Annotated in this window: 29 protein-coding genes, 1 pseudogene and 1 riboswitch; of the genes and pseudogenes, 22 read left to right on the top strand and 8 right to left on the bottom strand. The window is 67.1% G+C overall.

What is annotated here, in order from left to right; genetic code table 11:
• Positions 1-9: 9 nt before the first annotated feature.
• From cobA to JNL31_RS07830, 6 genes are all read left to right on the top strand, one after another.
• Positions 10-750: a uroporphyrinogen-III C-methyltransferase gene (gene cobA / locus JNL31_RS07855; RefSeq protein WP_294971951.1), complete on the top strand. Its 741-nt coding sequence runs from the start codon at positions 10-12 to the stop codon at positions 748-750.
• Positions 747-1,064, top strand: a complete 318-nt coding sequence (locus tag JNL31_RS07850) for a DUF1636 domain-containing protein (protein WP_294971949.1) — start codon at positions 747-749, stop codon at positions 1,062-1,064. The genes cobA and JNL31_RS07850 overlap by 4 nt, the downstream gene beginning before the upstream one ends.
• A gap of 57 nt (positions 1,065-1,121) precedes the next feature.
• Positions 1,122-1,340, top strand: a riboswitch (cobalamin riboswitch).
• Positions 1,341-1,372: 32 nt separating this feature from the next.
• On the top strand, positions 1,373-1,552 hold the full coding sequence (locus JNL31_RS07845) for a CbtB domain-containing protein (RefSeq protein WP_294971947.1): 180 nt from the start codon (positions 1,373-1,375) through the stop codon (positions 1,550-1,552).
• A 13-nt stretch (positions 1,553-1,565) separates the two neighbouring features.
• Positions 1,566-2,360, top strand: coding sequence for a CbtA family protein (locus JNL31_RS07840; RefSeq protein WP_294971945.1), 795 nt, complete (start codon positions 1,566-1,568; stop codon positions 2,358-2,360).
• A 55-nt stretch (positions 2,361-2,415) separates the two neighbouring features.
• Positions 2,416-3,159, top strand: coding sequence for a precorrin-6A synthase (deacetylating) (gene cobF / locus JNL31_RS07835; protein WP_294971944.1), 744 nt, complete (start codon positions 2,416-2,418; stop codon positions 3,157-3,159).
• A complete protein-coding gene (locus JNL31_RS07830) occupies positions 3,152-4,096 on the top strand; it encodes a phosphotransferase (RefSeq protein ID WP_294971943.1) in 945 nt (314 codons plus the stop codon). Before cobF ends, JNL31_RS07830 begins: the two co-directional genes overlap by 8 nt.
• 64 nt (positions 4,097-4,160) lie before the next feature.
• Here JNL31_RS07830 and JNL31_RS07825 read toward each other — a convergent pair whose 3' ends face one another.
• Positions 4,161-5,066: a DMT family transporter gene (locus JNL31_RS07825; protein ID WP_294971942.1), complete on the bottom strand. Its 906-nt coding sequence runs from the start codon at positions 5,064-5,066 to the stop codon at positions 4,161-4,163.
• A complete protein-coding gene (locus tag JNL31_RS07820; protein WP_294971941.1) occupies positions 5,048-5,932 on the bottom strand; it encodes a LysR family transcriptional regulator in 885 nt (294 codons plus the stop codon). Before JNL31_RS07820 ends, JNL31_RS07825 begins: the two co-directional genes overlap by 19 nt.
• Positions 5,933-6,104: 172 nt before the next feature.
• Between JNL31_RS07820 and JNL31_RS07815 the strand changes: the two genes are divergently transcribed.
• From JNL31_RS07815 to JNL31_RS07740, 16 genes are all read left to right on the top strand, one after another.
• Positions 6,105-6,989 carry a glycosyltransferase gene (locus tag JNL31_RS07815; protein WP_294971940.1) on the top strand — a complete coding sequence of 295 codons (885 nt, stop codon included), beginning with the start codon at positions 6,105-6,107 and terminating at the stop codon, positions 6,987-6,989.
• A gap of 188 nt (positions 6,990-7,177) precedes the next feature.
• On the top strand, positions 7,178-8,155 hold the full coding sequence (locus JNL31_RS07810; RefSeq protein ID WP_294971939.1) for a hypothetical protein: 978 nt from the start codon (positions 7,178-7,180) through the stop codon (positions 8,153-8,155).
• 81 nt (positions 8,156-8,236) lie between these two features.
• Positions 8,237-9,034, top strand: coding sequence for an AraC family transcriptional regulator (locus tag JNL31_RS07805; protein ID WP_294971938.1), 798 nt, complete (start codon positions 8,237-8,239; stop codon positions 9,032-9,034).
• Between the two features lie 29 nt (positions 9,035-9,063).
• Positions 9,064-9,681: a LysE family translocator gene (locus JNL31_RS07800; protein WP_294971937.1), complete on the top strand. Its 618-nt coding sequence runs from the start codon at positions 9,064-9,066 to the stop codon at positions 9,679-9,681.
• A gap of 193 nt (positions 9,682-9,874) precedes the next feature.
• Positions 9,875-11,392, top strand: a complete 1,518-nt coding sequence (gene ffh, locus JNL31_RS07795; RefSeq protein ID WP_294971935.1) for a signal recognition particle protein — start codon at positions 9,875-9,877, stop codon at positions 11,390-11,392.
• Positions 11,389-11,925 carry a GNAT family N-acetyltransferase gene (locus JNL31_RS07790; RefSeq protein ID WP_294971932.1) on the top strand — a complete coding sequence of 179 codons (537 nt, stop codon included), beginning with the start codon at positions 11,389-11,391 and terminating at the stop codon, positions 11,923-11,925. Before ffh ends, JNL31_RS07790 begins: the two co-directional genes overlap by 4 nt.
• The gene (locus JNL31_RS07785) at positions 11,922-12,521 is read left to right on the top strand and encodes a GNAT family N-acetyltransferase (RefSeq protein WP_294971930.1); all 600 of its coding nucleotides are present in this window, start codon (positions 11,922-11,924) and stop codon (positions 12,519-12,521) included. The genes JNL31_RS07790 and JNL31_RS07785 overlap by 4 nt, the downstream gene beginning before the upstream one ends.
• Positions 12,518-12,814 (top strand): chorismate mutase, encoded by a 297-nt coding sequence (locus JNL31_RS07780; protein WP_294971928.1) that lies wholly within the window; start codon positions 12,518-12,520, stop codon positions 12,812-12,814. Before JNL31_RS07785 ends, JNL31_RS07780 begins: the two co-directional genes overlap by 4 nt.
• A gap of 54 nt (positions 12,815-12,868) precedes the next feature.
• On the top strand, positions 12,869-13,222 hold the full coding sequence (gene rpsP, locus JNL31_RS07775) for a 30S ribosomal protein S16 (protein WP_294971925.1): 354 nt from the start codon (positions 12,869-12,871) through the stop codon (positions 13,220-13,222).
• Between the two features lie 4 nt (positions 13,223-13,226).
• Positions 13,227-13,859 carry a 5,6-dimethylbenzimidazole synthase gene (gene bluB, locus JNL31_RS07770; protein WP_294971922.1) on the top strand — a complete coding sequence of 211 codons (633 nt, stop codon included), beginning with the start codon at positions 13,227-13,229 and terminating at the stop codon, positions 13,857-13,859.
• A complete protein-coding gene (gene rimM / locus JNL31_RS07765) occupies positions 13,859-14,365 on the top strand; it encodes a ribosome maturation factor RimM (RefSeq protein WP_294971920.1) in 507 nt (168 codons plus the stop codon). The genes bluB and rimM overlap by 1 nt, the downstream gene beginning before the upstream one ends.
• 44 nt (positions 14,366-14,409) lie before the next feature.
• A complete protein-coding gene (locus tag JNL31_RS07760; RefSeq protein ID WP_294971918.1) occupies positions 14,410-15,390 on the top strand; it encodes a hypothetical protein in 981 nt (326 codons plus the stop codon).
• A 43-nt stretch (positions 15,391-15,433) separates the two neighbouring features.
• Positions 15,434-16,249, top strand: a complete 816-nt coding sequence (gene trmD / locus JNL31_RS07755; RefSeq protein WP_294971916.1) for a tRNA (guanosine(37)-N1)-methyltransferase TrmD — start codon at positions 15,434-15,436, stop codon at positions 16,247-16,249.
• 255 nt (positions 16,250-16,504) lie between these two features.
• Positions 16,505-16,879, top strand: a complete 375-nt coding sequence (rplS, locus tag JNL31_RS07750; RefSeq protein ID WP_294971914.1) for a 50S ribosomal protein L19 — start codon at positions 16,505-16,507, stop codon at positions 16,877-16,879.
• An 11-nt stretch (positions 16,880-16,890) separates the two neighbouring features.
• The gene (rpmE, locus tag JNL31_RS07745) at positions 16,891-17,112 is read left to right on the top strand and encodes a 50S ribosomal protein L31 (RefSeq protein WP_294971911.1); all 222 of its coding nucleotides are present in this window, start codon (positions 16,891-16,893) and stop codon (positions 17,110-17,112) included.
• Between the two features lie 225 nt (positions 17,113-17,337).
• Positions 17,338-18,147 (top strand): division plane positioning ATPase MipZ, encoded by an 810-nt coding sequence (locus JNL31_RS07740; RefSeq protein WP_294971908.1) that lies wholly within the window; start codon positions 17,338-17,340, stop codon positions 18,145-18,147.
• Here JNL31_RS07740 and JNL31_RS07735 read toward each other — a convergent pair.
• The 6 genes and pseudogenes from JNL31_RS07735 to JNL31_RS07710 all read right to left on the bottom strand — a co-directional run bounded on the left by JNL31_RS07735 (position 18,116) and on the right by JNL31_RS07710 (position 23,804).
• Positions 18,116-18,289, bottom strand: a complete 174-nt coding sequence (locus tag JNL31_RS07735) for a hypothetical protein (protein WP_294971906.1) — start codon at positions 18,287-18,289, stop codon at positions 18,116-18,118. The two genes, JNL31_RS07740 and JNL31_RS07735, sit on opposite strands and share 32 nt — an antisense overlap.
• A 159-nt stretch (positions 18,290-18,448) precedes the next feature.
• On the bottom strand, positions 18,449-19,237 hold the full coding sequence (locus JNL31_RS07730; protein WP_294971903.1) for a GH25 family lysozyme: 789 nt from the start codon (positions 19,235-19,237) through the stop codon (positions 18,449-18,451).
• A 64-nt stretch (positions 19,238-19,301) separates the two neighbouring features.
• Entirely contained in the window at positions 19,302-20,378 is a 1,077-nt protein-coding gene (locus JNL31_RS07725; protein WP_294971900.1) for an FAD-binding oxidoreductase, read from the bottom strand.
• A 111-nt stretch (positions 20,379-20,489) separates the two neighbouring features.
• A complete protein-coding gene (locus tag JNL31_RS07720; protein ID WP_294971897.1) occupies positions 20,490-21,575 on the bottom strand; it encodes a BMP family ABC transporter substrate-binding protein in 1,086 nt (361 codons plus the stop codon).
• Between the two features lie 358 nt (positions 21,576-21,933).
• Positions 21,934-22,725: pseudogene (locus JNL31_RS07715) on the bottom strand (ABC transporter permease); the annotation flags it as partial.
• Positions 22,725-23,804: an ABC transporter permease gene (locus JNL31_RS07710; RefSeq protein ID WP_294971895.1), complete on the bottom strand. Its 1,080-nt coding sequence runs from the start codon at positions 23,802-23,804 to the stop codon at positions 22,725-22,727. The pseudogene JNL31_RS07715 and the gene JNL31_RS07710, both read right to left, overlap by 1 nt.
• Positions 23,805-23,820 lie beyond the last annotated feature (16 nt).

Genomic DNA, 23,820 nt, shown 5'->3' with positions numbered 1-23,820 from the left:
GGGGCGCGGATGACCGGCACCACCAAGACGGGCTTCGTCACCTTCGTTTCCGCCGGACCCGGCGACCCGGACCTCCTGACCGTTAGGGCGGTGAAGGCATTGGCCGCCGCCGATGCCGTACTGTACGACGACCTCTCCTCGGGCCCGATCCTGGCGCTGGCAAGGCCCGGGGCCGACATGGTGGGCGTGGGCAAGCGGGCGGGCCGCGCCTCGCCGAAGCAGGACCATGTCAGCCGCCTGCTGGTCGACTACGCCCTCACCGGGGCCAATGTGGTGCGGCTGAAATCCGGCGACAGCGGCATCTTCGGGCGGCTGGAGGAAGAGCTGACCGCCGTCCGCGCCGCGGGCATCCCCTGCGAGATCATCCCCGGTGTCACCTCTGCCGCCGCTGCCGCTGCTGCTGCGGGTATCCCCCTGACCCGTCGGCAGGAGGCCCAGCGGATCCAGTTCATCACCGCCGCCGATGTCACCGGCAACCTGCCGCCCGGCCTGAACATCCCTGCACTCGCCGACCCGCAGGCGACGACCGTCATCTACATGGGAAAGCGCACTTTCCCGGCGCTGGCGGAGAAACTGGTCGCAGCGGGCCTTTCCCCCGATACGCCCGCGCTGCTGGCCGAAGCCGTCTCGACGCCCGAGCAGTACCTGCACCGCTCCACCATCGCCGGACTGGCCCGGTTGCTGGCCGAGGACCGCTCGTCCCGCCCCGGCCTGATCATCCTTGGCGCGCTGGCCGAGGGGTCGCTGTGATCGTCACCCTCTGCGCCAGTTGCGGCCTCGGGCAGGCGGGCTTTGCCCTGCCTTTGCAAGCCGCGCTGGAAGCCGAGGGCCTTCCCGCCCGCGTCACCACGACCGACTGCATGTCCGGCTGCACCCGCCCCTCGACCTGCGCTTTCCGCGCGCCCGGCAAGACCGCCTATCTCTTCGGCGACCTGACGGTCGAGGACCTGCCCGACCTTGTCACCTTCGCCCGGCACTACGCCGCCTCGCCCGATGGAAACCTTCCCGATGCCCGCGTCCTCGGCGGGCTCAGGATGAAGGCCATCGCGCGGATTCCGGGCTGATCGGTCGCAAACCGCCCGCAATGGACGCAAATCGCCTTGACCGGGGCGCGGTCATGATGGCAACTGAAGGGGCATGGTGTCCGGCGAGACGCAAAGCGTTCGGACTGAAACGGGAATGGGAAGGGGCGTACTGATCACAGCGCCCTGAACTCAACCGCCCCCGCGACTGTATGCGGAGAGCGGCTTTCCATCGGCCACTGGCCCCCAAGGGCTGGGAAGGCGGAAAGCAGCTTCGACCCGCGAGTCAGGAGACCGGCCAGGCAAAGGAAACCCGAACTGCCGTCGGGTGTGACGGCAAGGAGCATAAGATGAACACGACGATCTCGACCTCGACCCGCGCTTCCGACAAGACCAAGGCCCTCCTGTCCGTTCTGGGCATGCTGATGCTGGGCATGGTGATCCTGTTTGCCGCGGGCCATGCCCAGTCGGCCACCCTGCATGACGCCGCCCATGACGTGCGTCACGCGAGCGGCTTCCCCTGCCACTGACGCGCCACTAGACATGTTCCCGAAAATGCTGACCAGCGCGATTGGCGCTGGTTGTGCGGCATGGCTGCTTGCGGCCGTGCTGCATTTCGCTTTCGTGCAGAAGTACATCCTTCTGGGCGAGGAATATGAAAGCGGGGCGATGGTCCATTTCGGTGGTGCCGCCCCCCCAGCCGAGGCTGCGGCGACAGACGCCCACAGCCACGACGACGCCACTGCGGAAGAGGGTCATACCCACGACGCAGTCGAGGAAGAGGGCCACAGCCATGATGGTGCCGAAGCGGGCCATTCGCATGGCGGCGGCGAGGTTTCGACCTTCACCCGCGATCTCTGGACGACCGTGTTCTTCGGCCTTGTCTACGTCGCCTATGCCCTGATCCTCGTCGCGGGCTTCGGCCTTGCCCGGGTCTACGGCAAGGTCATCACCGCGCGCGAAGGCCTGCTCTGGGGCATCGCCGGGTTTGCTGCCTTCCAGCTTGCCCCCGCGATGGGCCTTGCCCCGGAACTGCCCGGCACGCTCGCCGCCGATCTGGGCGAGCGGCAGGTCTGGTGGTGGGGCACGGCGGCCTCGACGGCGGTAGCGCTCGGGCTCCTCGCCTATGGCCGCAGTCTCGTGACCGCCGCCCTGGCCGTGGTGCTTCTGGCCGCGCCGCATGTCATCGGCGCGCCGGAGCTGGAGGGCTTCAGCGGCGTCGCCCCGCCCGAGGTCTCCGCCGCATTCGCGGCGCGGGTTCTCGGCGTCGGCCTTGCGGTCTGGGCCCTGATGGGCTGGGTCGCGGGCCATCTCTGGGCGGCAGACAAACCCGCCTGACTGCGCTAACCAGACTGCGGCCCGCAGCCCGGGCCGCAGCACCCGAAAGACCACGATGACCACCCTTTTCCTCATCGGCATCGGCACCGGCAACCCGGACCACGTCACCGGCCAGTCCATCCGCGCCTTGAACGCCGCCGACCTGATCCTGATCCCCCGCAAGGGCGCGGCGAAATCCGACCTCGCCGACGTCCGCCGCCAGATCCTGTCGCAGGTTCTCACCTCGCCTGTCCCCGTGGCCGAATACGATGTGCCGCAGCGCGCCGACCAGGATGACTATCTTGGCGCCGTCAACGACTGGCACGACGCCATCGCGAGAGCCTGGGCGGACGCCATCGCCACCCGACCCGACGCACGGAACGTCGCCCTGATGGTCTGGGGCGACCCCTCGCTCTACGACAGCACGCTGCGCATCGCCGCCCGGCTGCCGGGCTTTGCGGTCAAGGTCATCCCCGGCATCACCAGCCTGCAGGCCCTGACGGCGGCCCATGCCATCCCGCTCAACACCCTCGCCGCCCCCGTCACCATCACCACCGGGAGGCAACTGCGCGAGAACGGCTGGCCCTCGGGCGCAACCACCCTCGTTGTGATGCTCGACAAGGGCGGCGCCTTCACCACCCTCGACCCCGCCGACACACATATCTGGTGGGGCGCCTATGTCGGCATGCCGGAGGAATGTCTTATCCACGGCCCGCTATCGCAGGTTTCCGAAGCAATCCTTGCCACCCGCGCCCGGCTGCGCGCCGAACACGGCTGGATCATGGACATCTACCTCCTCCGCCGTGGCAGCGATGTCTGACCTGATCGCCCGCGCGCTGCCGGTCTACGGGCTGGCGGAGGACACCCCGCTGACTCTCCTCAACCGCTCGGAGAACGAGACCTGGCGCGCGGGCCCCCTGATCCTCCGCCTGCATCGCCAAGGCTACCATGCCAAATCCGAGATCGCCTCCGAACTCGCCTGGCTGACCGCATTGCAAGACCTGCCCGGCCTCAACGCGGTCAAACCCGTCGCCGGCGCACAGGGCCTGGTCACCGAAGTTGACGGTCGCTTCCTCGTCGCCTTCGCCCCCATCGGGGGACAGGAACTGCAACCCGGCGACGACCTCGCCCGCTGGTTCGCGCCGCTCGGGGAAATCACCGCCCGCCTGCACCTGCACGCCCGACAATGGACCCCGCCGCCGGGCTTCACCCGCAAGCGCTGGGACGTGGAGACCATTCTTGGCCCGAACCCGCATTGGGGCCACTGGCGACAGGCGCAGGGCCTCGACCCGCAGGGCGAGGCCCTGCTTGCCCGAGCCACCGACAGGCTTGCAGCGACGCTGAACGCCTACGGCACCGGGCCCGAGACCTTCGGCCTGATCCACGCCGACCTTCGCCTTGCCAACCTGATGGTGGACGGCGACCGCCTCACCGCCATCGACTTCGACGACTGCGGCTTTGGTTGGTGGGCCTATGACCTCGCCGCCGCGCTGTCGTTCTACGAGACCGACCCGCGCCTCCCCGATCTCATCGCCCGCTGGGTCGAGGGCTACACCCGCATCGCGCCCCTGCGCCCCGGGGACCGCGCGATGATCCCGTCGCTCATCTTCCTGCGCCGGGTGCTTCTGACCGCCTGGCTTTCCACCCGCGCCGACAGCGACACCGCGCAAGGCTTCGGCGGACCGGCCTACACGCAAGGGACGCTGGTGCTGGCGGACCGCTACCTGACCGACGGCCTCAGCGCCTTCCTCCCCTGAGCGCTCCTTGTTCGCCTTCGACTCCTCGTCGCCCGCGAGGAGGAACGAAGTCTCCGACGAGCCGCTATTCCTTCAACAGCAGCCCCAGCGCCAGCGCCGTCAGCGCCACGCCGACCAGCACCAGAACCGGCGGCACCGCCCCGTGCAGGGCGATTTCCCAAAGGATCACCCAGCTTGGCACCAGATAGGTATAGGCCATAACCTTTGCCGCCGGCAGCCGCAGCGAGGCGTATTGCAACAGGACGAAGGTCAGCGCACTCGCCGCCACCGCCACATAAACCAGCGTCACCCAGACCACGCCCGGCAGGGCTGCCCAGTCGGTCGCCAGCACGGCGGGTCCGGCGTAAAGCGCCAGCAGGACCGTCCCGGCCAGCATCATCCCGAAAGTGAAGACCACCGCGGGCTCGCCCCGGTTCAGCTGTCGGATCAGCGGCGCATAGGCGGCATGGGCGACGCAGCCGACGAAATAGATCGCCTCGCCCCGCCCGATCGCCATCGCCCTCAGCGCCGCAAGGTCGGCCCGGAAGATCACCCACAGGGCGCCAAGGCCCCCCACGGCCAGCGCGAAGGCCATCCGCCCGGTCAGCCGCTGTCGCAGGAACAGCCAGCCGAACCCCGCCGCCATCACCGGCGTCAGGGTGAAGACCGCGGCGGCAGAGACCGGAGGCGCCGTCTTCAGCCCCTCGAACATCAGCACGAAATAGGCCGCCAAGAGCCCCCCCAGCACCAGATAGCGCCAGGGCGCCACGAAGGCGGACCGCGGAATCCCCGTCGTCGCCAGCGCCGCCGCGCCGACCAGCAGCCCCGCCAGCAGGAAGCGCAGCACCGACAGCGCACCGGGGTCGATATGCGGCGCGGCCAGCACCCCCAGGGAAAACGACCCTGCCACCAAAGCCGAAAACGCCAGCATCGCCAGATGCCCGCGCGCCGGTTGCGACAGCCCCGCCAAGATCAGACGCAGAACTTCCACTCCTTCGCCGCATCCTTCAGATGGGTCAGGAAGGCCTGCACCTTCCGCGTCCGGTGCAAGTCGACATGGGTCACGATCCGCAGCGCCGATTCCCATTCCGGCCGCGGCGACAGCACCTCGACGAGGTTCGGGTCTTCGGAGGCGCGGAAGCTCATCATGAAGCCGATGCCCGCGCCCTGCCGCACCGCCTGTTCCAGCGCCGCCGGTTCGGTCGCGGCATAGGCGATCTGGTCGGGATGTACCGTCGCCCGCAGCCAGCGGTGGAACGGCGCGCGCGTGACCTCGGCATCGGTGCAGACAAAGCGATGCCCCGGAAACTCCGCCTCCGAGGCGGGAATGCCGAAACGGTCGACATAGGACCGCGCCGCGTAAAGCCCCGCCTTCATCCGCGTGAGCGGCTGCACCACATTGTCCGGCTCTTCCGGCCCGTTGCCCGCCCGGATCGCCACATGTGCCTCGCCGTAGTCCAGCCGGAACACCCGCATGTCGGTCAGGAACCGCACCTGCACCTCGGGAAACTTCTCCTGGAACCCCACCATCACCGGGGTCAGGAGGTCCGCAATCCCGGCGATAGACGTCACCACCAGCTCGCCCGAGACCGTCTCGCCCTGGCCCTTGATCCGGCTGACCAGATGCGCGAACTGCTCTTCGGTCGTCTGCGCCACCGCGAGGAGGTCGCGGCCCGATTCCGTTGCCGTGTAGCCCCGGGCATGGCGCTGGAACAGCTTCACCCCCAGCCGCTTCTCCAGCGCGTCGATGTGGCGGATCACCGTCGCATGGTGCACCCCCAGCACCTCGGCCGCACCCGAGACCGTGCCCAGACGCGCCACCTGGAAGGCCGTGCGGATCTCATCCCAATTCTCCATTCCGTCCCCCGGCTTGTGCGCCTGCGCACATCAGCCGGTTTTTCCTCCCGGCGCAAGGCCCCGGTCGGCCGCAACATCGGCGACGGCGCAGGTGCCCGCTACGGGGACCAGCCGCTTGACTTGCCAGCCCCGTTCGTTGCTCCTCTACGCAAGGCAGCAAGCAGGAGGCCGCGTGTTCGACACCCGACCGATCTACGGACATATCCGGTTTTCATTCTATGGCGTCACCGACACGCGCGCGAAGCCGGACAGCGACGGCAGCACCCTCGCCCGGCTGTATGACGAAACCCGCATGGCCCGCCGGTTCTTCCTGTTCGAGAACATCACGCTGCCCAGCCTCGTCAACCAGACCGACCGCGATTTCCGCACCGTCATCATGTCGTCAACCGTCATGCCCGACCCGTACAAGGAGCGGCTGACCGCGCTTGCCCGGCGCCTGCCCGGTGCGGTGGTGGAATTCTCGCCCTACACACGCGGCGACCGCGCCTTCCAGAAGTTCATGGTCGAGGCTTCGGGCTACAAGGGGCGCGGACAGTCCGTGCATTTCCGGCTCGACGACGACGACGCCGTCTCGGTCAACTATATCGCCCGTCTGCGCGAGATCAGTCGCGTCCTGTCGCCCTCGACCCACATAACCTTTCCAAGCGGCCTTATCCTGTTTCCCGCCTCCGCGACGGAGCCGGTGGGAACCTCGATGGTGCAGCAGCGCTTTCTGACGGCGATCGGGCTCGCCACGGTGAACGGAGGCCGCTTCCAGAAGAATCCGTTCCAGATGATGCACGGCAATGTCTGGACCCGCTGGCCGGTCGTGTCGGACCCAAGCTTCACCGCCCATATCCGCACCCAGCATTTCGACAATGATACCGTCGCGCGTCAGGACCGGATTCTGGTCGGTCTTCAACGTGAACGGGCCAGCCGACGTGGCGCAAGACATGCACTCGCAGTCGACCGCCGCCTTGCCGCAGGCTTCCCATGGATCGACAGGATAACGCTCGACGGCCTCATCGGGCGCTGTGATGCGATCAAGGGCATGGCCGACCTTCCGCCGGTGGCCTGATGCGCCATTCGTGCCTTGACCCCGGTCGCCCTCCCTCGCGGCACCGCGACAGGCACCCGGGACCGGGCGAAAGCGCGGGAAAGGTGGCGCCAAGCTCGAAGAACTGTCAGACCGCACAGGCGGGCCCGCTTGCCGCGAAAGCCGATGATGGCCATTGACCCGCCCGGCCTGGCAAGGAGGTTTCAGCGATGATCCACCACCTGCCGATGGGCCTGATGTGGAACATGCCGATTCCGGTAGCCTGTTCGCTTGCCGTCGCGACGGACGGGCTGGCCGTCACCTGCGGCCAGTGCCCGCTGGATGCCGAGGGGCGCGTCCTTGCGCCGGGCGACGCGGCGGCGCAGGCGGCGCTGGTGACGACGATGGGGCAGGGGGTGCTCGGCCATCTGCCGAAGGATCACCACGCCGCGCTTCTGGTCGTCTACCACGACTGCGCCGATCCGGCCGAGGTTCTCGTCCCGCTCGGGCGTGCCTTTCCGGGGGCCGAACTCGCCCCGATCCGCCTGCCGCATTTCTACTACCCTGGCATGCGGATCGAGGTCGACCTTTACGCGACCGCAGCGCCGCCGCGCCGGACCATCGCGCAGAACGGCCCCGCCCGGCTGGCGCGGATCGAGGGCGGGCCGCTGACCTTGGTCCACCTCTCTGCTCCGGACATCGCCTCGGCGCTGCCTCTCCTTTCGGGGATCGACGCCCGGCATCTTCTCTCTGCCCAGTGGTTCTCCGCCGAACAGCCCCCCGCCTCGCATCTGCCCGACCCTGCCGCCCGGGTCCTTCCGCCGGGCGGGGGCGTGTCGGCGGTCCTGACCCTCGCGCCCGATCCCGTTGCCGCGCAAACCACGCCGGGAGGCGCGGTCCTGCGCCGGGCCGGTCGCTTTGCATGGCTTTCCGCACAGGGCACCGCGCCCGATCTTGCCGCCGCCGCACATCAGGCGATGGATGCCCTGTCGCTGCCCGAAATCCCCGGGCTGACCGTTCTCAAGGCGACCACGCATTATCGGGGCGGCCCCAACCCGCAGGATCTGCACGCCAACCTTGCGGTGCGCCATGCCCGCTTTCCGATGCCCGGTCCCGCCTCGACCGGGGTGCCGGTGCAGGCGCTCGCCAGCGCCACTCTCGCCGTCGACATGCTCGCAATGATCGACAGTGCCGCCGGTCCGACATGATCCCGGCGGCACTTCCCCAAAGGCCGCGACGTCCGGCCAATCGGGGTTGACCTGCCGCAAGCTCCTGCAAGACTGGCGACCATGAACTCGCACCGGATCGAAGCCCGGCCCACGACGCTCGTCGGGGCGCAGGTCGTCACGGCCAGCTCGGCCCGCGGCTTTGCGCGCCACACCCATGACCAGTTCGGGATCGGCCTTGTCGACCGGGGGGCGCAAACCTCGGCCTCGGGGCGCGGACAGGTCGATGTCACTGCCGGCGACCTGATCACCGTCAATCCGGGGGAAGTCCATGATGGCCTTCCGGTCGATGACCGCGGCCGGTCCTGGCGCATGATCTACATCGATCCCGTGGCGATGGACGCCCTGACCGGCAGCGTCGGAGAGTTCGCCTTTCCCGCGCGTCGCGACGCCGCGCTGGCCGAGAGCTTCCGCCGTCTGTTCCGTTCGGTTTCCGACCCGTCCTGCCGCCTCGCCGCCGAAGCCGAGTTGGTCATGCTGCGCGTGGCGCTCGACGACCGGCGCGTGCAACGGCTGAAACCGGCGCGCGTATCGCATGCCATCCAGGCCCTCCAGGACGATCCCGCCCGGTCGCTGACGCTTGCCGAGCTTTCGGACATGACCGGACTGTCGCGGTTCCACTTCCTGCGCAGCTTTGCCCTGGCCACTGGGCTGACACCGCATGCCTTCCGGGTACAGGCCCGCCTGCACCTGGCCCGCCGCCTGATCATGACCGGACAGCCGCTTGCCGCCGTGGCCGCCGAGGCGGGCTTTGCCGATCAAAGCCACCTGACCCGGCTTTTCGCGCGCAGCTACGGGATGACGCCCGGCCTCTTCGCCCGCAATTTCGTTCAAGACTGGGGTCGGCAATCTCGCGGATGATGGGGTGTTCCCTGTAGAAAGTCCGCCCGATGCCCCTCCTGTCGCCCGAGTTTCTTCTGACCTCGCTGATCGTCGTCGCCTCGCCGGGGACCGGGGCGATCTACACCGTCGCCGCCGGGTTGACGCAAGGCGCGCGGACCTCGACCCTTGCCGCCCTGTCCTGCACCCTTGGCATCCTTCCCCACATGGCCGCCGCGGTGACTGGCCTTGCCGCGCTCCTGCACCAAAGCGCCCTCGTCTTTGACGTGATCAAATATGCCGGCGTCGCCTACCTGCTCTGGATGGCCTGGATGACCTTGCAGGAGAACGGCCCCCTCCAGGTCGAAGGTCGCGCACCCCGGCCAGCCCGCGCCATGCTTGTCGAGGGCGTGATGATCAACCTCCTGAACCCCAAGCTGTCGATCTTCTTCTTCGCCTTCCTGCCGCAGTTCGTGTCCACGGCCGATCCTGCCCCGCTCGGGACGATGGTCCTGCTTTCACTGGTGTTCATGGCGATGACGTTCCTTGTCTTCGCGCTGTACGGCCTGTTTGCCGCGCGGATGCGTGACCACGTCCTTACCCGCCCCGCCGTGCTGACCTGGCTGCGCCGCGGCTTTGCGGCGGCCTTTGTCGCGCTGGGCGCGCGCCTAGCCCTGGCCGAACGCTGACCCATCCTGCTTGACTCTCCCGCCTCGCACGCGTAATCCCCGCCGCAATTCCCCGGAGGCATGCGCTTCCGGTCCCTAGGGCATTGCCCGGGATCGCCATCCGTCAGCGCGTCTGCGCCCACGGGTGCGCTTCCGCTTTGTGCTTGGGCTTCGCCGCCCCATATCGGGGCAGATGCAAAGTTGAGGTGACGCGATGTTCGAAAGCCTGTCAGAACGCCTTGGTGGCGTGTTCGACCGCCTGACCAAGGCCGGTGCCCTGACCGAGGCCGACGTCGTCACCGCACTGCGCGAGGTTCGCGTGGCGCTCCTGGAGGCCGACGTCTCGCTGCGGGTCGCCCGCGACTTCATCAAGCGCGTCACCGAAAAGGCCACCGGCGCGGCGGTGACGAAGTCGATCACCCCCGGCCAGATGGTCGTCAAGATCGTCCACGATGAACTGATCCGCGTCCTCTCCGGCGAAGGCCCCGCCGAGGCGCTGAAGATCGACAACCCGCCCGCGACGATCCTGATGGTCGGCCTGCAGGGCTCGGGAAAGACCACCACGACCGCGAAGCTTGCGAAGCGGCTCAAGGAAAAGAACGGCAAGAAGGTCCTCCTCGCCTCGCTCGACACCAACCGCCCGGCGGCGATGGAGCAGCTTGCCATCCTCGGCACCCAGATCGGGGTGGATAGCCTCCCCATCGTCAAGGGCGAAACCGCGGTCCAGATCGCCAAACGGGCGAAGACGCAAGCCAACCTCGGCGGCTATGATGTCGTGTTCCTCGACACCGCCGGGCGCCTCCACATCGACGAAGTCCTGATGGACGAGGTGCAATCCGTCCGCGACATCGCCAGCCCCCGCGAAACCCTGCTGGTCGTCGACGGCCTTACCGGCCAGGACGCCGTCAACGTCGCCAGCGAATTCGACGGCAAGGTCGGCATCTCGGGCGTCGTCCTGACCCGGATGGACGGCGACGGTCGCGGCGGCGCCGCGCTGTCCATGCGCGCCGTCACCGGCAAGCCGATCCGCTTCGTCGGCCTTGGCGAAAAGATGGACGCGATCGAGGTCTTCGAGGCCGAACGCGTCGCAGGCCGCATCCTTGGCATGGGCGACATCGTCGCCCTCGTCGAAAAGGCGCAGGAGACGTTCGAGGCCGAACAGGCCGAACGCATGGCCAAGCGCTTTGCCAAGGGCCTGTTCAACATGAACGACCTGAAGATGCAGCTTGACCAGATGCTGAAGATGGGCGGGATGCAGGGCCTGATGGGCATGATGCCCGGCATGGGCAAGATGGCCGGTCAGGCCGAGGCCGCAGGCATCAACGACAAGATGCTGCATCACCAGATCGCGCTGATCAATTCCATGACCAAGAAGGAACGCGCGAACCCCGACCTCCTCGCCGCGTCGCGCAAGAAGCGCATCGCCGCCGGTTCGGGGCTGGATGTTGCTGATCTCAACCGCCTCTTGAAACAGCACAAGCAGATGGCGGACATGATGAGGAAGATGGGCAAGGGCGGCATGATGAAGAACATGATCAAGCAGTTCCTTGGCAAGGGCGGCATGCCCGACCCGTCGAAGATGTCGCCCGAGCAGCTGGCTGAAATGGCCAAGGGCATGCAGCAGAGCGGCGGACTTGGCGGCATGGGGGGCGGCCTTCCCCCCGGCATGGGCGGCCTGCCGCGCGGGATCACCCTGCCTGCGGGCCTGTCGGGGCTGATGAAGAAGAAATGACCGAAGCCCCGCGCCAGATCACGCAAGCCGTGCCGGTCCTTCTGACCGAACGGCTTCGCCTGCGCGCTCCCCGGCTGGAGGATTTCGAAGCCTTCGCCACCTTCTTCGCCTCGGACCGCTCGGTCCACGAAGGCGGGCTCAAGGATCGGCTGGCAGCCTGGCAGCACTGGGCCGCCGACGTGGCGCTCTGGACGCTCAAGGGCTACGGACCGTTCGGTGTTGATGACCGCGAAACCGGCGCCTATCTCGGCGAAGTCGGCCTTTACCACGGCGAAGGCTACCCCGCCCCGGAACTCGGCTGGTTCGTGGTGCCCGAAGCCGAAGGCCGTGGCTTCGCGCTGGAGGCAGCCCGCGCCGTTCTCGACTGGGTCCGGGGCAGCTTCGACTGGCCGCACATCACCAACATCATCGAACCCGCCAACGCCCGCTCCATCGCGCTTGGCCTGCGGCTCGGCGGGGTGATCGACCCCACCCTTCCCGGCATCGACCCGACCGACGTCGTGATCCGCCACGACCTGCGGGGGGCGACATGACCTACGCCTTCCCCCTGCCGATCCCGGTTCTGGAAACCGACCGCCTGATCCTGCGCGAACCGCGCGAGGCGGATTTCACCGCCGCGCTCGCCTTCAACGACAGCCCGCGCAACGTCTTTGTCGGCGGCATGCTGGAACGCCGCTGGATCTGGCGCGGCGTCCTGGCCAACATCGGCCACTGGGCGCTGCGCGGCTACGGCTTCTTCTCGGTCGACACCAAGGCGGGTGACTTCATCGGCCGGGTCGGCGTGATCTACCACGACGGCTGGGACGAGCCCGAGCTTGGCTGGCACCTCTTCGACGGGTTCGAAGGCAAGGGCTACGCACTGGAAGCCGCCCGCGCCGCCCGCGCCGACTACCATGCCCGCGTCTCGCCCAATCCGCCGATCAGCTACATCGACCCGGCCAACCTGCGGTCGCGGGCTCTGGCCGAACGTCTCGGCGCCCGGCCCGAGCGCGAGGCGGTCTTCCATGACAAGACCATAACCGTCTGGCGCCACCCGGCCCCCGTTGCGCGGGAGGCAGGCCATACATACGCCCATACGGTTTCCATATCGAAGCCAGACGCTTTCCAGACGCCGAAAAGGGGGGATTGATGGACGCCGCCACCCGCGCATCCGAGCTTCTGAAGGACCATCGCGCCTCGATCGACCGGCTCGATGCGATCCTCGTCTACACGCTGGCCGAACGGTTCAAGCACACCCAGGCCGTCGGACGGCTGAAGGCCGAACACGGCCTGCCGCCCTCCGACCCCGACCGCGAGTCGCGCCAGATGGCGCGGCTGCACCAACTGGCGACCGAGGCCGACCTCGAACCCGACCTCGCCAAGAAATTCCTGGCCTTCATCATCGGCGAAGTGATCAGGCATCACGAGAAACTGCAGAAATAACAACCCCATGCCTGGGCGGATCGCCCATGCCTCAAAACCCAAGGAGACTACACTATGGCCATGAAAATCCGTCTTGCGCGCGGTGGTTCCAAGAAGCGCCCGTTCTATTCCATCGTCGCGACTGACTCGCGCATGCCGCGCGACGGCCGCTTCCTGGAAAAGCTCGGCACCTACAACCCGCTGCTCGCCAAGGACGACGAAAAGCGCGTGGTGATGAACATGGAGCGCGTGCAGCACTGGCTGTCGCAGGGCGCCCAGCCGACCGACCGCGTCGCCCGCTTCCTGGAAGCCGCCGGCGCCCGCCCGAAGGCCGCCCGCTCGAACCCCAAGACCGGCACCCCCGGCAAGGCGATGGCCGAGCGCGCCGCCAAGAAGGCCGCCCGCGCTGCCGAACCGGCTGCCGAGTGACCCTGTGACCGGCCAGTTCAGCCCCGCATTCCGGGAGGAGCTGGCCGCCCTCATGCGGTGGCGGCGCGACGTGCGCCGCTTCCGCACCGATCCCGTGCCCGAAGACCTTCTGGCCCGCAGCTTGCAGGCCTTCGCGCTCGCCCCCTCTGTGGGACTCTGCGAACCCTGGCGCATCCTGCGGGTCGACTCTCCCGCCGCGCGCGCTGCCTGCCTTGCCAATTTCCGCGACTGCAACGCCCAGGCGCTGAACGGTTTCGACGGTGACCGCGCCGCCATCTACAGCCGACTGAAGCTGACCGGCATGGCGGAAGCCCCCGTCCAACTTGCCATCTTCTGCGACGACGCCACCCCGAAGGGCTCAGGCCTCGGCGCCGCCACCATGCCCGAAACCCGCGCCTATTCCGTGGTTGGTGCCATCATCCACCTCTGGCTCGCGCTGCGCGCCGAAGGCCTGGGTCTCGGCTGGGTCTCGATCCTTGACCGCCAGCGCCTTGCGCGCGACCTTGACGTTCCGCCCGGCTGGCGTTTCATCGGCTACCTCTGCATCGGCTGGCCGGAGAAGGAGGATACCGTGCCCGAACTGGAACGCGCCGGATGGGAAACCCGCGCCCCCGCCCTGCATCTGGAGAGCCGCTGATGTCTGACCTCATCTGCATCGGCGCCATCGCAGGGGCCTTCGGCGTGTCGGGCGAGGTCCGGCTGAAAAGCTTCTGTTCGGAACCCACCGACATCGGCACCTATGGCCCGCTCTCCACCGAAGACGGCAGCCGCATGTTCCAGATCACCCTGACCCGCCCGGTTTCCGGCGGTCTCGGCGCACGCATCCAGGGCGTCAACAGCAAGGAACAGGCCGATGCCCTGCGCGGCACCAGCCTCTACGTGTCCCGCGACCGGCTGCCCTCGCTGCCCGACGACGAGTTCTACCATGCCGACCTGATCGGCCTCTCCGCTTACGACACGGGCGGCGCGCTGATCGGCAAGGTCAGCGCTATTTACAACCATGGCGCGGGCGATATCGTTGAAATAGCGACCAACCGTCATAAATCGGCCCTGCTTTTGCCCTTTACCACAGCAATCGTGCCCAATGTCGATCTGGCGGCGGGACGTATTGTTGTGAACCTGCCGGAAGAAACCGAAGAGTAACGGTGATGCGCGCGCAGGCGCGCATAGGACGGAAAGGAGGGGACATGCTGACGCGCATGCGCCTTGTGAAGGGTGCGACGGCACTTCTGTACATCGGGCCGCTGATCGCCGGGCTCTGCGGCTTCGGCTGGGAGATGGTTGCCTCCTTCTCAGCCATTTTCGTCGTCTGGCTCATGGTCTTGCGCCCCGAGCAATGGCCTGCAACCCCCGGCGAATGGCTGTCCGGCTCGGCCTGGCTTGCCGCCCTGGCGCAGGTCCTGTCGCAGATCCTGCTGGTCACGGTCCTTTTCGGTGTCGGGCGCGGCCTTGGCGGGCTGGCCGACATCGGCCCGCTTACCGTCAACCCAACCTTGCCTCTGGCCGTGTCGTTCCTGTCGATCCCGCTCTGTCGGATGCTCTGGGATTCGCGGGAAGCGGCCAGCATGGGCTATTTCCTCGATGAAGAGGCCGAAGCCGCCTATTCCGGCAGTCTGGCCGGCCAGTCCGTGACGGCGATCATTCCGTTGCTCAACCTCCCCGACGGCGCACCCGATGTCCAGGTGACGGCGGCCGTCGCGGCGGCTCTGGATGTCCCGACCGCCGATCTGCGGCTCAACGCGGCGACGGCAGCGCTGGCACATCCGGACCGCAGTCATGCCGCGCTGCGCCGCGCGCTGATCCTCTGGGCGACCGAGCCCGAGATCGTGGCTCCCGGCCAGATCGCGGGCAGCATGGACAGCGCCTTCAGCATTGCCAACGGCAATTTCGACCTGCTGCGCCTCTACGTCCCCCGCGCGATGGCGCTGATCGCCGCGTTTCCGAACCGGGCAGCCGATTTTCCCGAACCGTCACGGCTGCGCGAGGCCGCCGATGCCGAGCCCGATCCCGAATCGGACCTGCCAGCCCATCTGCAAGTCGACCTGCGCGAGGGTTTGCGGGTTCTGGCCCGGTCCGTGGAAGCCGCGCTCGGCACTGGCGCCGCTGAAACGGCACCGGCAGCGGCAGAGCCACAGCCCCTGCGGCGCCGGACCGCCCGCCACGCCTGACGCGGGGCTTCCCCGCATCGGGCTTTCGCGCTAAGCCCGGCCCATGTCCGATGCCGATGACAAACCGAAAAGCCAATCCAGAAGCCACGGGCGCCTGCAGCTCCGTGCCAGCCTGCAGCCCCGCGACCTGATGGAGGAGCCGCGGCTGGTGAAGGGCGCCTTCATTGCCAAGGTCATCACCCTTTTCCCCGAAGCCTTCCCCGGCACGTTGGGCCTGTCGCTGACCGGCAAGGCGCTGGACTTCGGGCTCTGGCGGCTGGAAGCCATCGACCTGCGGCAGTTTGGCGAGGGCAAGCACCGCAACGTCGATGACACGCCCGCCGGTGGTGGTGCCGGCATGGTCCTGCGCGCCGATGTGGTCGATGCGGCGCTCCGCCACGCCCGGGAAGGCACCCCCGTCGACCGCGCCCGCTGGCCGGTCGTCTACCTCTCCCCCCGCGGTGCGCCCTTCACGCAAGCGACCGCCCACCGCCTTGCCGCAGCCGAGGGAATCACCCTCCTCTGCGGCCGGTTCGAAGGTGTCGACCAGCGTGTCCTCGACCACCACCAGATAGAAGAGATCAGCCTTGGCGATTTCGTCCTGACCGGGGGCGAGATCGCCGCCCAGGCGCTCCTTGACGCCACGGTCCGCCTGATCCCCGGTGTCCTTGGCAACGCCGCCTCGACCGAGGAGGAAAGCTTCTCCGACGGCCTCCTCGAACACCCGCAGTACACCCGACCCACCACCTGGGAGGGCCAGGAAATCCCCGCCGTCCTGCAATCCGGCAATCACGCCGAGATCGACAGATGGCGCCGCGCCGAGGCCGAGGCCCTGACCCGCGCCCGCCGTCCCGACCTGTGGGAGAAACGGGGCCGCTGATCCGCCCCGCCCCTTGACCCGTTCCCGCTCCGGGCCTATACGCGCCCGGTCCGGGGCGTTCAGCTCATCGGACCCGATTCCCTTTGCCTGCCTGCCTTCTTCCGCAGGGTCATCGCGACGGGGCGGCACACAAATCAGCAGGCGCCACCTGCGGCGGGCTTCCTGGGCAACCAGGGGGGACCCGGACGAAGACCGGAAGCTCTGGCGCAGGCCCCACCTCTGCGGACATACCGCAGGCAGAAAAGGAAACCGCGCATGAACCTCATCGCGCAGATCGAGGCGGAACAGATCGCCGCCCTCGGCAAGACCATCCCCGACTTCAAGGCCGGCGACACCATCCGCGTCGGCTACAAGGTGACGGAAGGCACCCGTTCGCGCGTGCAGGCCTATGAAGGCGTCTGCATCGGCCGCAACGGCGGGCTGACCATCGCCGCCTCGTTCACTGTCCGCAAGATCTCCTTCGGCGAAGGCGTGGAGCGTGTGTTCCCGCTCTACTCGACCAACATCGACTCGATCGAGGTCGTGCGTCGCGGCAAGGTCCGTCGCGCCAAGCTCTACTACCTCCGCTCGCGTCGCGGCAAATCCGCCCGGATCGCCGAAGACTCCAGCTACAAAGCCAAAGCCGAATAAGGAGCGGGACAATGAAAGCCGAGATTCACCCCGATTACCACACGATCACCGTCAAGATGACCGACGGCTCGACCTACACCACGCGCTCGACCTGGGGCAAGGACGGCGACACCCTGTCGCTCGACATCGACCCGCTGGCGCATCCGGCCTGGACCGGCCAGCAGGCGAAACTGCTGGACACCGGCGGCCGCGTGTCGAAGTTCAAGAACAAATACGCGGGCCTCGGGTTCTGATCCCGTCCGACGCGAAGATCAGGGGGCGTGCCGCCAGGCGCCCCCCTTCTTCAATGCAACGTCCCCTGACACCGGTGTTTTCCAGAACTCCGGACCGGAGCCTTCAAAGGCTCCGGCACGATTACTTCGAAGAAATCGCCGTCTCCCTTCGGCGAAATCCCGCTTCCCCCTGCCCAACTCCCCGCATAAGAAAGCGCCGGGACGCAGGGTAGGGAACAGCACAGCATGGCGCGGATCATCGTCGTCGGGAACGAGAAGGGCGGCTCCGGCAAGTCCACCACCTGCATGCATGTCGCCACCGCGCTGTCCCGCCTTGGCCACAAGGTCGGTGCGCTGGACCTTGACCTCCGCCAGCGATCCTTCGGCCGCTATATCGAGAACCGCCACGCCTGGCTGGCCCAGGCCGGTCTCGACCTGCCCACCCCCGACTATCGCCCTCTGCCCGACATCGACGCGGCCACCCTGGCCGAAGGCGAGAACGCCCAGGACCAGCGCCTGACCCGTGCCATCGAGGCCATGGACGCCGAGAAGGACTATATCGTCATCGACTGCCCCGGCAGCCACACCCGCCTGTCGCAGGTGGCCCACACGCTGGCCGACACGCTGATCACCCCCCTGAACGACAGCTTCGTCGATTTCGACCTTCTGGCCCGGGTCGATGGGCTGACCGGCAAGATCAAGGGGCCGTCGATCTATTCCGAAATGGTCTGGGGCGCGCGTCAGATGCGGGCGCAAGCGGGGCTGGCGCCCATCGACTGGATCGTCGTCCGCAACCGGCTTGGCGCGCAGCAGATGCACAACAAGAAGAAGGTCGGCGCCGCGCTGGAGGAGCTTTCCCGCCGCATCGGCTTTCGCGTGCTGAACGGGTTTTCCGAACGGGTTATCTTTCGTGAACTGTTCCCGCGCGGTCTGACCCTTCTTGACCTCAAGGATACCGGCGTCGATCAGCTGAACCTGTCGAACATTGCCGCCCGACAGGAACTGCGCGATCTGATGACCGGGCTCAGGCTTCCGTCTCTGACTGTCGGCTTCTGAACACCGGACCGCCCAGCCCGCGATGGTTGACCACCAGGGTCCGGTTCACCTTCTTCAGACGCTTTTCAAATGGCTCATCCACCTCGGCCCGTTTGACGCGGCCAAGGCCAATCTTCTTCAGCAGCATGATGGTCTTTTTCATTTGGGCCGTCCTTTCGGTCATACCCTTGTGTCCTGCGCAAGCGCGGCAGGACTAAGGCATGCTAGGACAAATGCTGCGTCTGGTTTGCGCTCATTTGGCGACAATCCGTGTCCGTTTCTTCCACACAATTTAAGCGGGAATTAATGCTGCCGGTTCGCCTTACTGAGCGCGGGCATCCAGCCACCCCGACCACGCGCGGCTTGATCCGGCGAAGACATTCACGTCCACCGGTCCCGAAACGCCCGGGACCAGCCCGGTCGAGGTATATTGCCAGAAACTCCAGTCGCTTCCGTCATAGGCCCCATGCGGATGATCCGCGACCGAGCGCAGCCAGAACTCCACGCCCTTCAGCCGCCACAGCTCGGTATCCTGGAAGAAATCGACCGTGGTGTAGATCATCGGGCGCTGGCCATAGTGCCGCTCGATGATGTCGATGAAGATGCGCGCCTCTTCCCGGATCGTCGCCCCGTCGCGGCGGATGGCGCAGGTCGGGCTGGTCGGAGTCCATTCCATGTCCAGGACCGGGGGCAGGGCACCCAGCTCACGCGGCACATGGCGGATGAACCAGCGCGCCTGTTCCGCTGCCGGTCGGCAATGGTAGAAGAAATGATAGGCCCCGCGCTTCACGCCCGCCTCCCCGGCCCGGCGCCAATGCTCCTCGAACATCGGATCGACCCGGTCGCCGCCCTCGGTCGCCTTGATGAAGGCAAAGTTCACCCCGTTCGCGCGGGCCGTCGGCCAGTCGATCCCGGTCTGGAACCGTGAGACGTCGATCCCATGCACCGGATACCGGTCAGGCGACCGCCCCGGCCAGTCGGTCGGATCGCTGTCCTGAAAGTTCGAACTGATGACGGTCACTTCTGCGGGGGCTGTCGCCTCGACACGCGAAGACCGACCGCCACAGGCGGCCAGAATAGCCAGGGACAGGATCGACAGCATACGGATCATGGGCCGATGCTGCCAAGCCTCCCGCCCCCTGTCACGAGGGATTTTCACCCGTCGGCGGAAACCCTCATCCGAAGCGCGCCGGGGCCAGCGCCGCGACCAGCCCTGCCTCCAGGTCCGGCGTCCGTTCCCCGATCAGGTCCGCCGCCAAACGGCTGGCCGCCGGGCAGGTCTGGAACCCGTAGCCGCCCTGGCCCGCAAGCCAGAAGAAGGACGGTTCCCGCACATCCGGCCCGATCACCAGCACCCGGTCGGGCGAGAAGGTGCGCAGGCCTGCCCAGCTCGCCAGGAGCCGCGTCACCGGCTCGGTCACCATCTCTTCATACCGCGCGAGGCCTTCTGCCAGCACCATGTCGTCGGCCCAGGCATCATGCGGTTCCATCAGGTCTTCCTCGGCGGGCGAGACGATCAACGCCCCCGCGTCGGGCTTGGCGTACCAGTCCTCGCCCGGCCCGAACATCATCGGCCACTTGCTCACGTCAAGTCCGCCCGGCGCCGGAATCCGCGCCATCGACCGGCGGTAGGGCGTGAAGCCCAGCGGCCGCACCCCGGCCATCGCCGCCACCTGGTCGACCCAGGCCCCCGCTGCGTTCACCAGCATCCGCGCGGTGAACTCCCCCACGGACGCGCTGACACGCCAGCCCGCTTCCTCCTTCGCAACGCCCGTGACCCGCGCCTTGGTCAGCACCCGCGCGCCGCGCCCCTTCGCCTCGCGTGCAAAGCCCTGCACCAGAAGGTCGGTATCCACATCCTCGGCATGGGCCGCATAGCCCGCCATCGCCACCGTCCCGGGGTTCAGGATCGGCACGATCCCCCGCGCCTCCTCGACGCTGATCCGGTCGAAAGCCATCTCCACCAGATCCCGCTCGAACGCCTCCACCCCCTCTGCCTTGCCGACCAGCAACAGCCCCCGCGGCGACAACACCCCCGGCAGCGACCGGAAATACGCCTCCGAGGCCATCGACAGCCCCACCACCGCCGGTGCCCCGTAACGCGGCTCGAACAGCGCCGCCGACCGCCCACTGGCGTGATGCGCCAGCGCCTCCTCCGCCTCCAGCACGATCACCGACCCCAACTCCGACAGCCGCGCTGCTGCCGAGACCCCGGCGATCCCGCCCCCGATGATCAGAAAATCCGCGTCCATGCCGCATCTCCCTTCATTCGAAAAGGGGCACGGAATCTCCCATGCCCCTTTCATACTGGTGAAAATATCCCACGGGGGTGCGGGGGTGTGAAACCCCCGCTCCGACCGAAATCACTGGGGAATGTCGCCGACAATCCCCTCGACGAAGAAGTTCATCCCCAACAGATCGCCATCCGGGGCCGTCGCGCCGTCGGCCAGCCAGTCCGACCCGTCCTGCTTCTTCAGCGGCCCGGTGAACGGATGCACCGTGCCCGCCGCGATGTCGTCGCGCAGCTTCTCGGCCTCGGCCTTCACTTCCGGCGGGACCGCCTCGGTGATCTCGCCGATCAGCACTTCGCCGCCCTTGATCCCGGCCCAGATGTCGGCCTGCTGATAGGTCCCGTCCAAGAGCGCGCCGACGCGCTCGATGTAATAGGGGCCCCAGTTGTCGATCACCGAGCTGACGCGCGGGCTGGGCTTGTATTCCGCCATGTCCGACGCCTGGCCGAAGCCGATCACCTTGCCCTCGGTCTTCGCGGCCTCGGCCAGCACGGCGGTCGAATCGGTGTGCGAGGCGATCACGTCCACGCCCTGGTCGATCAGCGCCTTCGCCGCATCCGCCTCTTTTGCCGGGTCGAACCAGGTGAAGGCCCAGACCACCGAAAGCTGCACATCCGGGTTCACCTTCTTGGCAGCCAGGTAATAGCTGTTGATCCCCATCACCACTTCCGGGATCGGGAAGGACCCGATGTAGCCGATCTTGTTCGACTTGGTCATCCGGCCCGCGATCAGCCCTTCCACCGCCCGGCCTTCATAGAACCGGGCGTTGTAGGTCGACACGTTCGGCGTGTCGCGCTTGAAGCCCGTCGCGTGTTCGAACTTCACGTCCGGGAACTTGGCGGCAACCGCGTTGGTCGCATCCATGTAGCCGAACGAGGTGGTGAAGATGATGTTGCAGCCGCCCAAAGCCATCTGGGTCAGCACCCGCTCGGCGTCGGCACCTTCCGGCACGCTTTCCTGGTACTGGATCTCGACCTTGTCGCCGAACTTCTCCTGCACCGCCAGCGCGCCCTGATGGTGCTGGAAGGTCCAGCCGCCATCGCCGATCGGGCCGACATAGACGAAGCAGGCCTTCACATGGTCCATGCCCTGCGCAAAGGCGCCGGTGGCCATCATCAGCCCCATCGCCGCGCTTGCCAGCAGATTTCTACGTTTCATCTCGTTACTCCCGTTGGTGGCAAGGCTTTCCGCCCTGCGGTTATGAGCCTCAGCGCGAGGCGTGAAAGTTCTGTCCCAGCGAGGCCGGGGCCCCGTTGGCCGTGCCCCTGCGTCCCGCCGACATGATGACCAGCACAAGGATGGTTATCAGATAGGGGGACATGGACAAGTAGTCGACCGGCATAGGAATCCATTTGCCCCAAGACAGATAGAGTAGTTGCAGGGCATTCACTGTTGCAAAGAAATAGAAAACCTTGCGCAGGTCGGAATAGTTTTTTCCGTTGATTTCTCTAAGGATTATGTCTCCGGCGAGGGCGAGCAGGGCGAGCGTAGGCAGCAGCCAAACAGGAAACTGCGATCCAGCCGCCTGCAGGTTTAGTTGAAGCACTGTGATACCACCGAAGAGGTAGGCGCCGATCATTACTCGCCAAGGTCTCCAACTGGCGAAGACGACAATAGCCAAAGCAATCCATCCCTGACCATTTGTGATCCCGTCCACCCATTGCGGCACCCTTGCAAGCGAGACGTAAGCCCCGCCCATCCCCGCCATCGCGCCGCCGAAGGCGATGCACATCAGCCGGATGCGGTTCACCTTGTAGCCCAGCGCATGAGCCGCCTCATGGCTTTCGCCGACCGCCCGGATGATCAGCCCGACGCGGCTTGCCTTCAGCACCCACCACAGCACTGCCGTCATTGCGATGCTGAAATACACCACCCAGTCATGCCCGAAGAGGATCGGCCCCACCACCGGCAGGTCCGCCAGCGCATCCGGCAACAGCGGCCCGGTTCGCGGCGGCTTGATCCCGTTGTAGCCCTGCCCGCCAAGACTGGAGACCCCCAGCCCGAAAAGCGTCAGCGCCAGCCCCGTCGCCACCTGGTTCGCCAGGAACACTTGCGTCAAGAGCGCGAAGATCAGGCTCAGCGCCGCCCCGGCCACCGCCCCGCCGACAAAGCCCAGAAACGGGCTTCCCGTGGCCACCGCCACGACGAAGCCGCCCAGCGCCCCGATGATCATCATCCCCTCGACACCGAGGTTCAGCACGCCCGACCGCTCCACCACCGTCTCGCCCAGGGCGGCGAGAAGGATCGGCACCGCCGAAGCCATGAGGGTTGCGATCAGGATGATCGGATTGATACCGCCAAAGTCCATCAGTGCGCCCCCACAGCCAACCGAAACCGATAGTTCGTCAACACATCGACAGCCAGCAGGAAGAACAGCAGCATCCCCTGGAACACCTGGATCGCCGCATCCGGCAGGCCAAGGTTGGTCGACGCCATCTCGCCGCCCACATAGGTCAGCGCCATCAGGAATCCCGCCAGCACGATCCCCAGCGGGTTCAGCCGGCCCAGAAAGGCCACGATGATCGCGGTGAACCCGTAGCCGGTGTTGAAGTCGATCGAAATCTGCCCGGCAGGCCCCGTCACCTCGAACAACCCGGCCAACCCGGCCAGCGCGCCGGAAATGCCCATGCACATCACCACAAGCCGCGTGGGCGAAACCCCGTGGAACCGCGCTGCGCGGGGCGCCTGACCGGCCAGCTTGATCTGGAACCCCGCCTGGTGCCGGGTAAGCAGGATATAGGCCAGAACTCCCGTCACCAGCGCCGCCACGCCGCCCCAATGCAGCCCGGACCCCGCGATCAGCTCCGGGTTCGCCGCCGCCGGATAGCTGGAAAAGTTGCGGCTGCCCGGAAAGCCCATCCCCTCGGGGTTCTTCAGGAACCCGGTCGAGGCCTTGGCCAGGATCGTCTCGGCGACATAGACCAGCATCAGGCTGACAAGGATCTCGTTGGTATTGAACCGCGTCTTCAATATCGCCGGGATCATCGCCCAGACCCAGCCGCCGAAGGCCCCCGCCACAACCATCACCGGAAAGATCAGTCGGCTCTCGGTCGGAAACACTGCCAGCCCCACCGACGCGCCGAAGATCGCGCCCATGATGTACTGGCCTTCCGCCCCGATGTTCCAGATTCCCGCCCGGAACCCCAAAGCCAGCCCGATGGCGATCAGGATCAGCGGCCCCGCCTTCACCAGAAGCTGCCCGCGCAGATAGAAGGCGAACTCGCCGAAGACCGGGTCCCAGAAGATGGTGCGGATCACCTCGAACGGGTTCTTGCCCATCGTGGCAAACAGGATACCGCCGACCACCATGGTCAGCAGCACCGCTACCGGCGGCGTCGCATACAGCCAGAACCGACTGGGCGAGGGGCGCTTCTCAAGCCTCAGCACGACACATCCTCCCCGC

The organism is Tabrizicola sp. (assembly GCF_016792905.1).
Classification (GTDB): domain Bacteria; phylum Pseudomonadota; class Alphaproteobacteria; order Rhodobacterales; family Rhodobacteraceae; genus Tabrizicola.
Note: the sequence above shows the minus strand (reverse complement) of the source record. Positions and strands in the feature narration are given on the sequence as shown.

What these genes read in the sequence shown, in the direction of transcription:
- cobA (WP_294971951.1), top strand. Translation starts at nt 10, where the DNA reads ATGACCGGCACCACCAAGACGGGCTTCGTCACCTTCGTTTCCGCCGGA.
- JNL31_RS07845 (WP_294971947.1), top strand. Translation starts at nt 1,373, where the DNA reads ATGAACACGACGATCTCGACCTCGACCCGCGCTTCCGACAAGACCAAG.
- JNL31_RS07840 (WP_294971945.1), top strand. Translation starts at nt 1,566, where the DNA reads ATGTTCCCGAAAATGCTGACCAGCGCGATTGGCGCTGGTTGTGCGGCA.
- cobF (WP_294971944.1), top strand. Translation starts at nt 2,416, where the DNA reads ATGACCACCCTTTTCCTCATCGGCATCGGCACCGGCAACCCGGACCAC.
- JNL31_RS07830 (WP_294971943.1), top strand. Translation starts at nt 3,152, where the DNA reads ATGTCTGACCTGATCGCCCGCGCGCTGCCGGTCTACGGGCTGGCGGAG.
- JNL31_RS07820 (WP_294971941.1), bottom strand. Translation starts at nt 5,932, where the DNA reads ATGGAGAATTGGGATGAGATCCGCACGGCCTTCCAGGTGGCGCGTCTG.
- JNL31_RS07810 (WP_294971939.1), top strand. Translation starts at nt 7,178, where the DNA reads ATGATCCACCACCTGCCGATGGGCCTGATGTGGAACATGCCGATTCCG.
- JNL31_RS07805 (WP_294971938.1), top strand. Translation starts at nt 8,237, where the DNA reads ATGAACTCGCACCGGATCGAAGCCCGGCCCACGACGCTCGTCGGGGCG.
- JNL31_RS07800 (WP_294971937.1), top strand. Translation starts at nt 9,064, where the DNA reads ATGCCCCTCCTGTCGCCCGAGTTTCTTCTGACCTCGCTGATCGTCGTC.
- ffh (WP_294971935.1), top strand. Translation starts at nt 9,875, where the DNA reads ATGTTCGAAAGCCTGTCAGAACGCCTTGGTGGCGTGTTCGACCGCCTG.
- JNL31_RS07790 (WP_294971932.1), top strand. Translation starts at nt 11,389, where the DNA reads ATGACCGAAGCCCCGCGCCAGATCACGCAAGCCGTGCCGGTCCTTCTG.
- JNL31_RS07785 (WP_294971930.1), top strand. Translation starts at nt 11,922, where the DNA reads ATGACCTACGCCTTCCCCCTGCCGATCCCGGTTCTGGAAACCGACCGC.
- rpsP (WP_294971925.1), top strand. Translation starts at nt 12,869, where the DNA reads ATGGCCATGAAAATCCGTCTTGCGCGCGGTGGTTCCAAGAAGCGCCCG.
- rimM (WP_294971920.1), top strand. Translation starts at nt 13,859, where the DNA reads ATGTCTGACCTCATCTGCATCGGCGCCATCGCAGGGGCCTTCGGCGTG.
- JNL31_RS07760 (WP_294971918.1), top strand. Translation starts at nt 14,410, where the DNA reads ATGCTGACGCGCATGCGCCTTGTGAAGGGTGCGACGGCACTTCTGTAC.
- trmD (WP_294971916.1), top strand. Translation starts at nt 15,434, where the DNA reads ATGTCCGATGCCGATGACAAACCGAAAAGCCAATCCAGAAGCCACGGG.
- rplS (WP_294971914.1), top strand. Translation starts at nt 16,505, where the DNA reads ATGAACCTCATCGCGCAGATCGAGGCGGAACAGATCGCCGCCCTCGGC.
- rpmE (WP_294971911.1), top strand. Translation starts at nt 16,891, where the DNA reads ATGAAAGCCGAGATTCACCCCGATTACCACACGATCACCGTCAAGATG.
- JNL31_RS07740 (WP_294971908.1), top strand. Translation starts at nt 17,338, where the DNA reads ATGGCGCGGATCATCGTCGTCGGGAACGAGAAGGGCGGCTCCGGCAAG.
- JNL31_RS07735 (WP_294971906.1), bottom strand. Translation starts at nt 18,289, where the DNA reads ATGAAAAAGACCATCATGCTGCTGAAGAAGATTGGCCTTGGCCGCGTC.
- JNL31_RS07730 (WP_294971903.1), bottom strand. Translation starts at nt 19,237, where the DNA reads ATGATCCGTATGCTGTCGATCCTGTCCCTGGCTATTCTGGCCGCCTGT.
- JNL31_RS07725 (WP_294971900.1), bottom strand. Translation starts at nt 20,378, where the DNA reads ATGGACGCGGATTTTCTGATCATCGGGGGCGGGATCGCCGGGGTCTCG.
- JNL31_RS07720 (WP_294971897.1), bottom strand. Translation starts at nt 21,575, where the DNA reads ATGAAACGTAGAAATCTGCTGGCAAGCGCGGCGATGGGGCTGATGATG.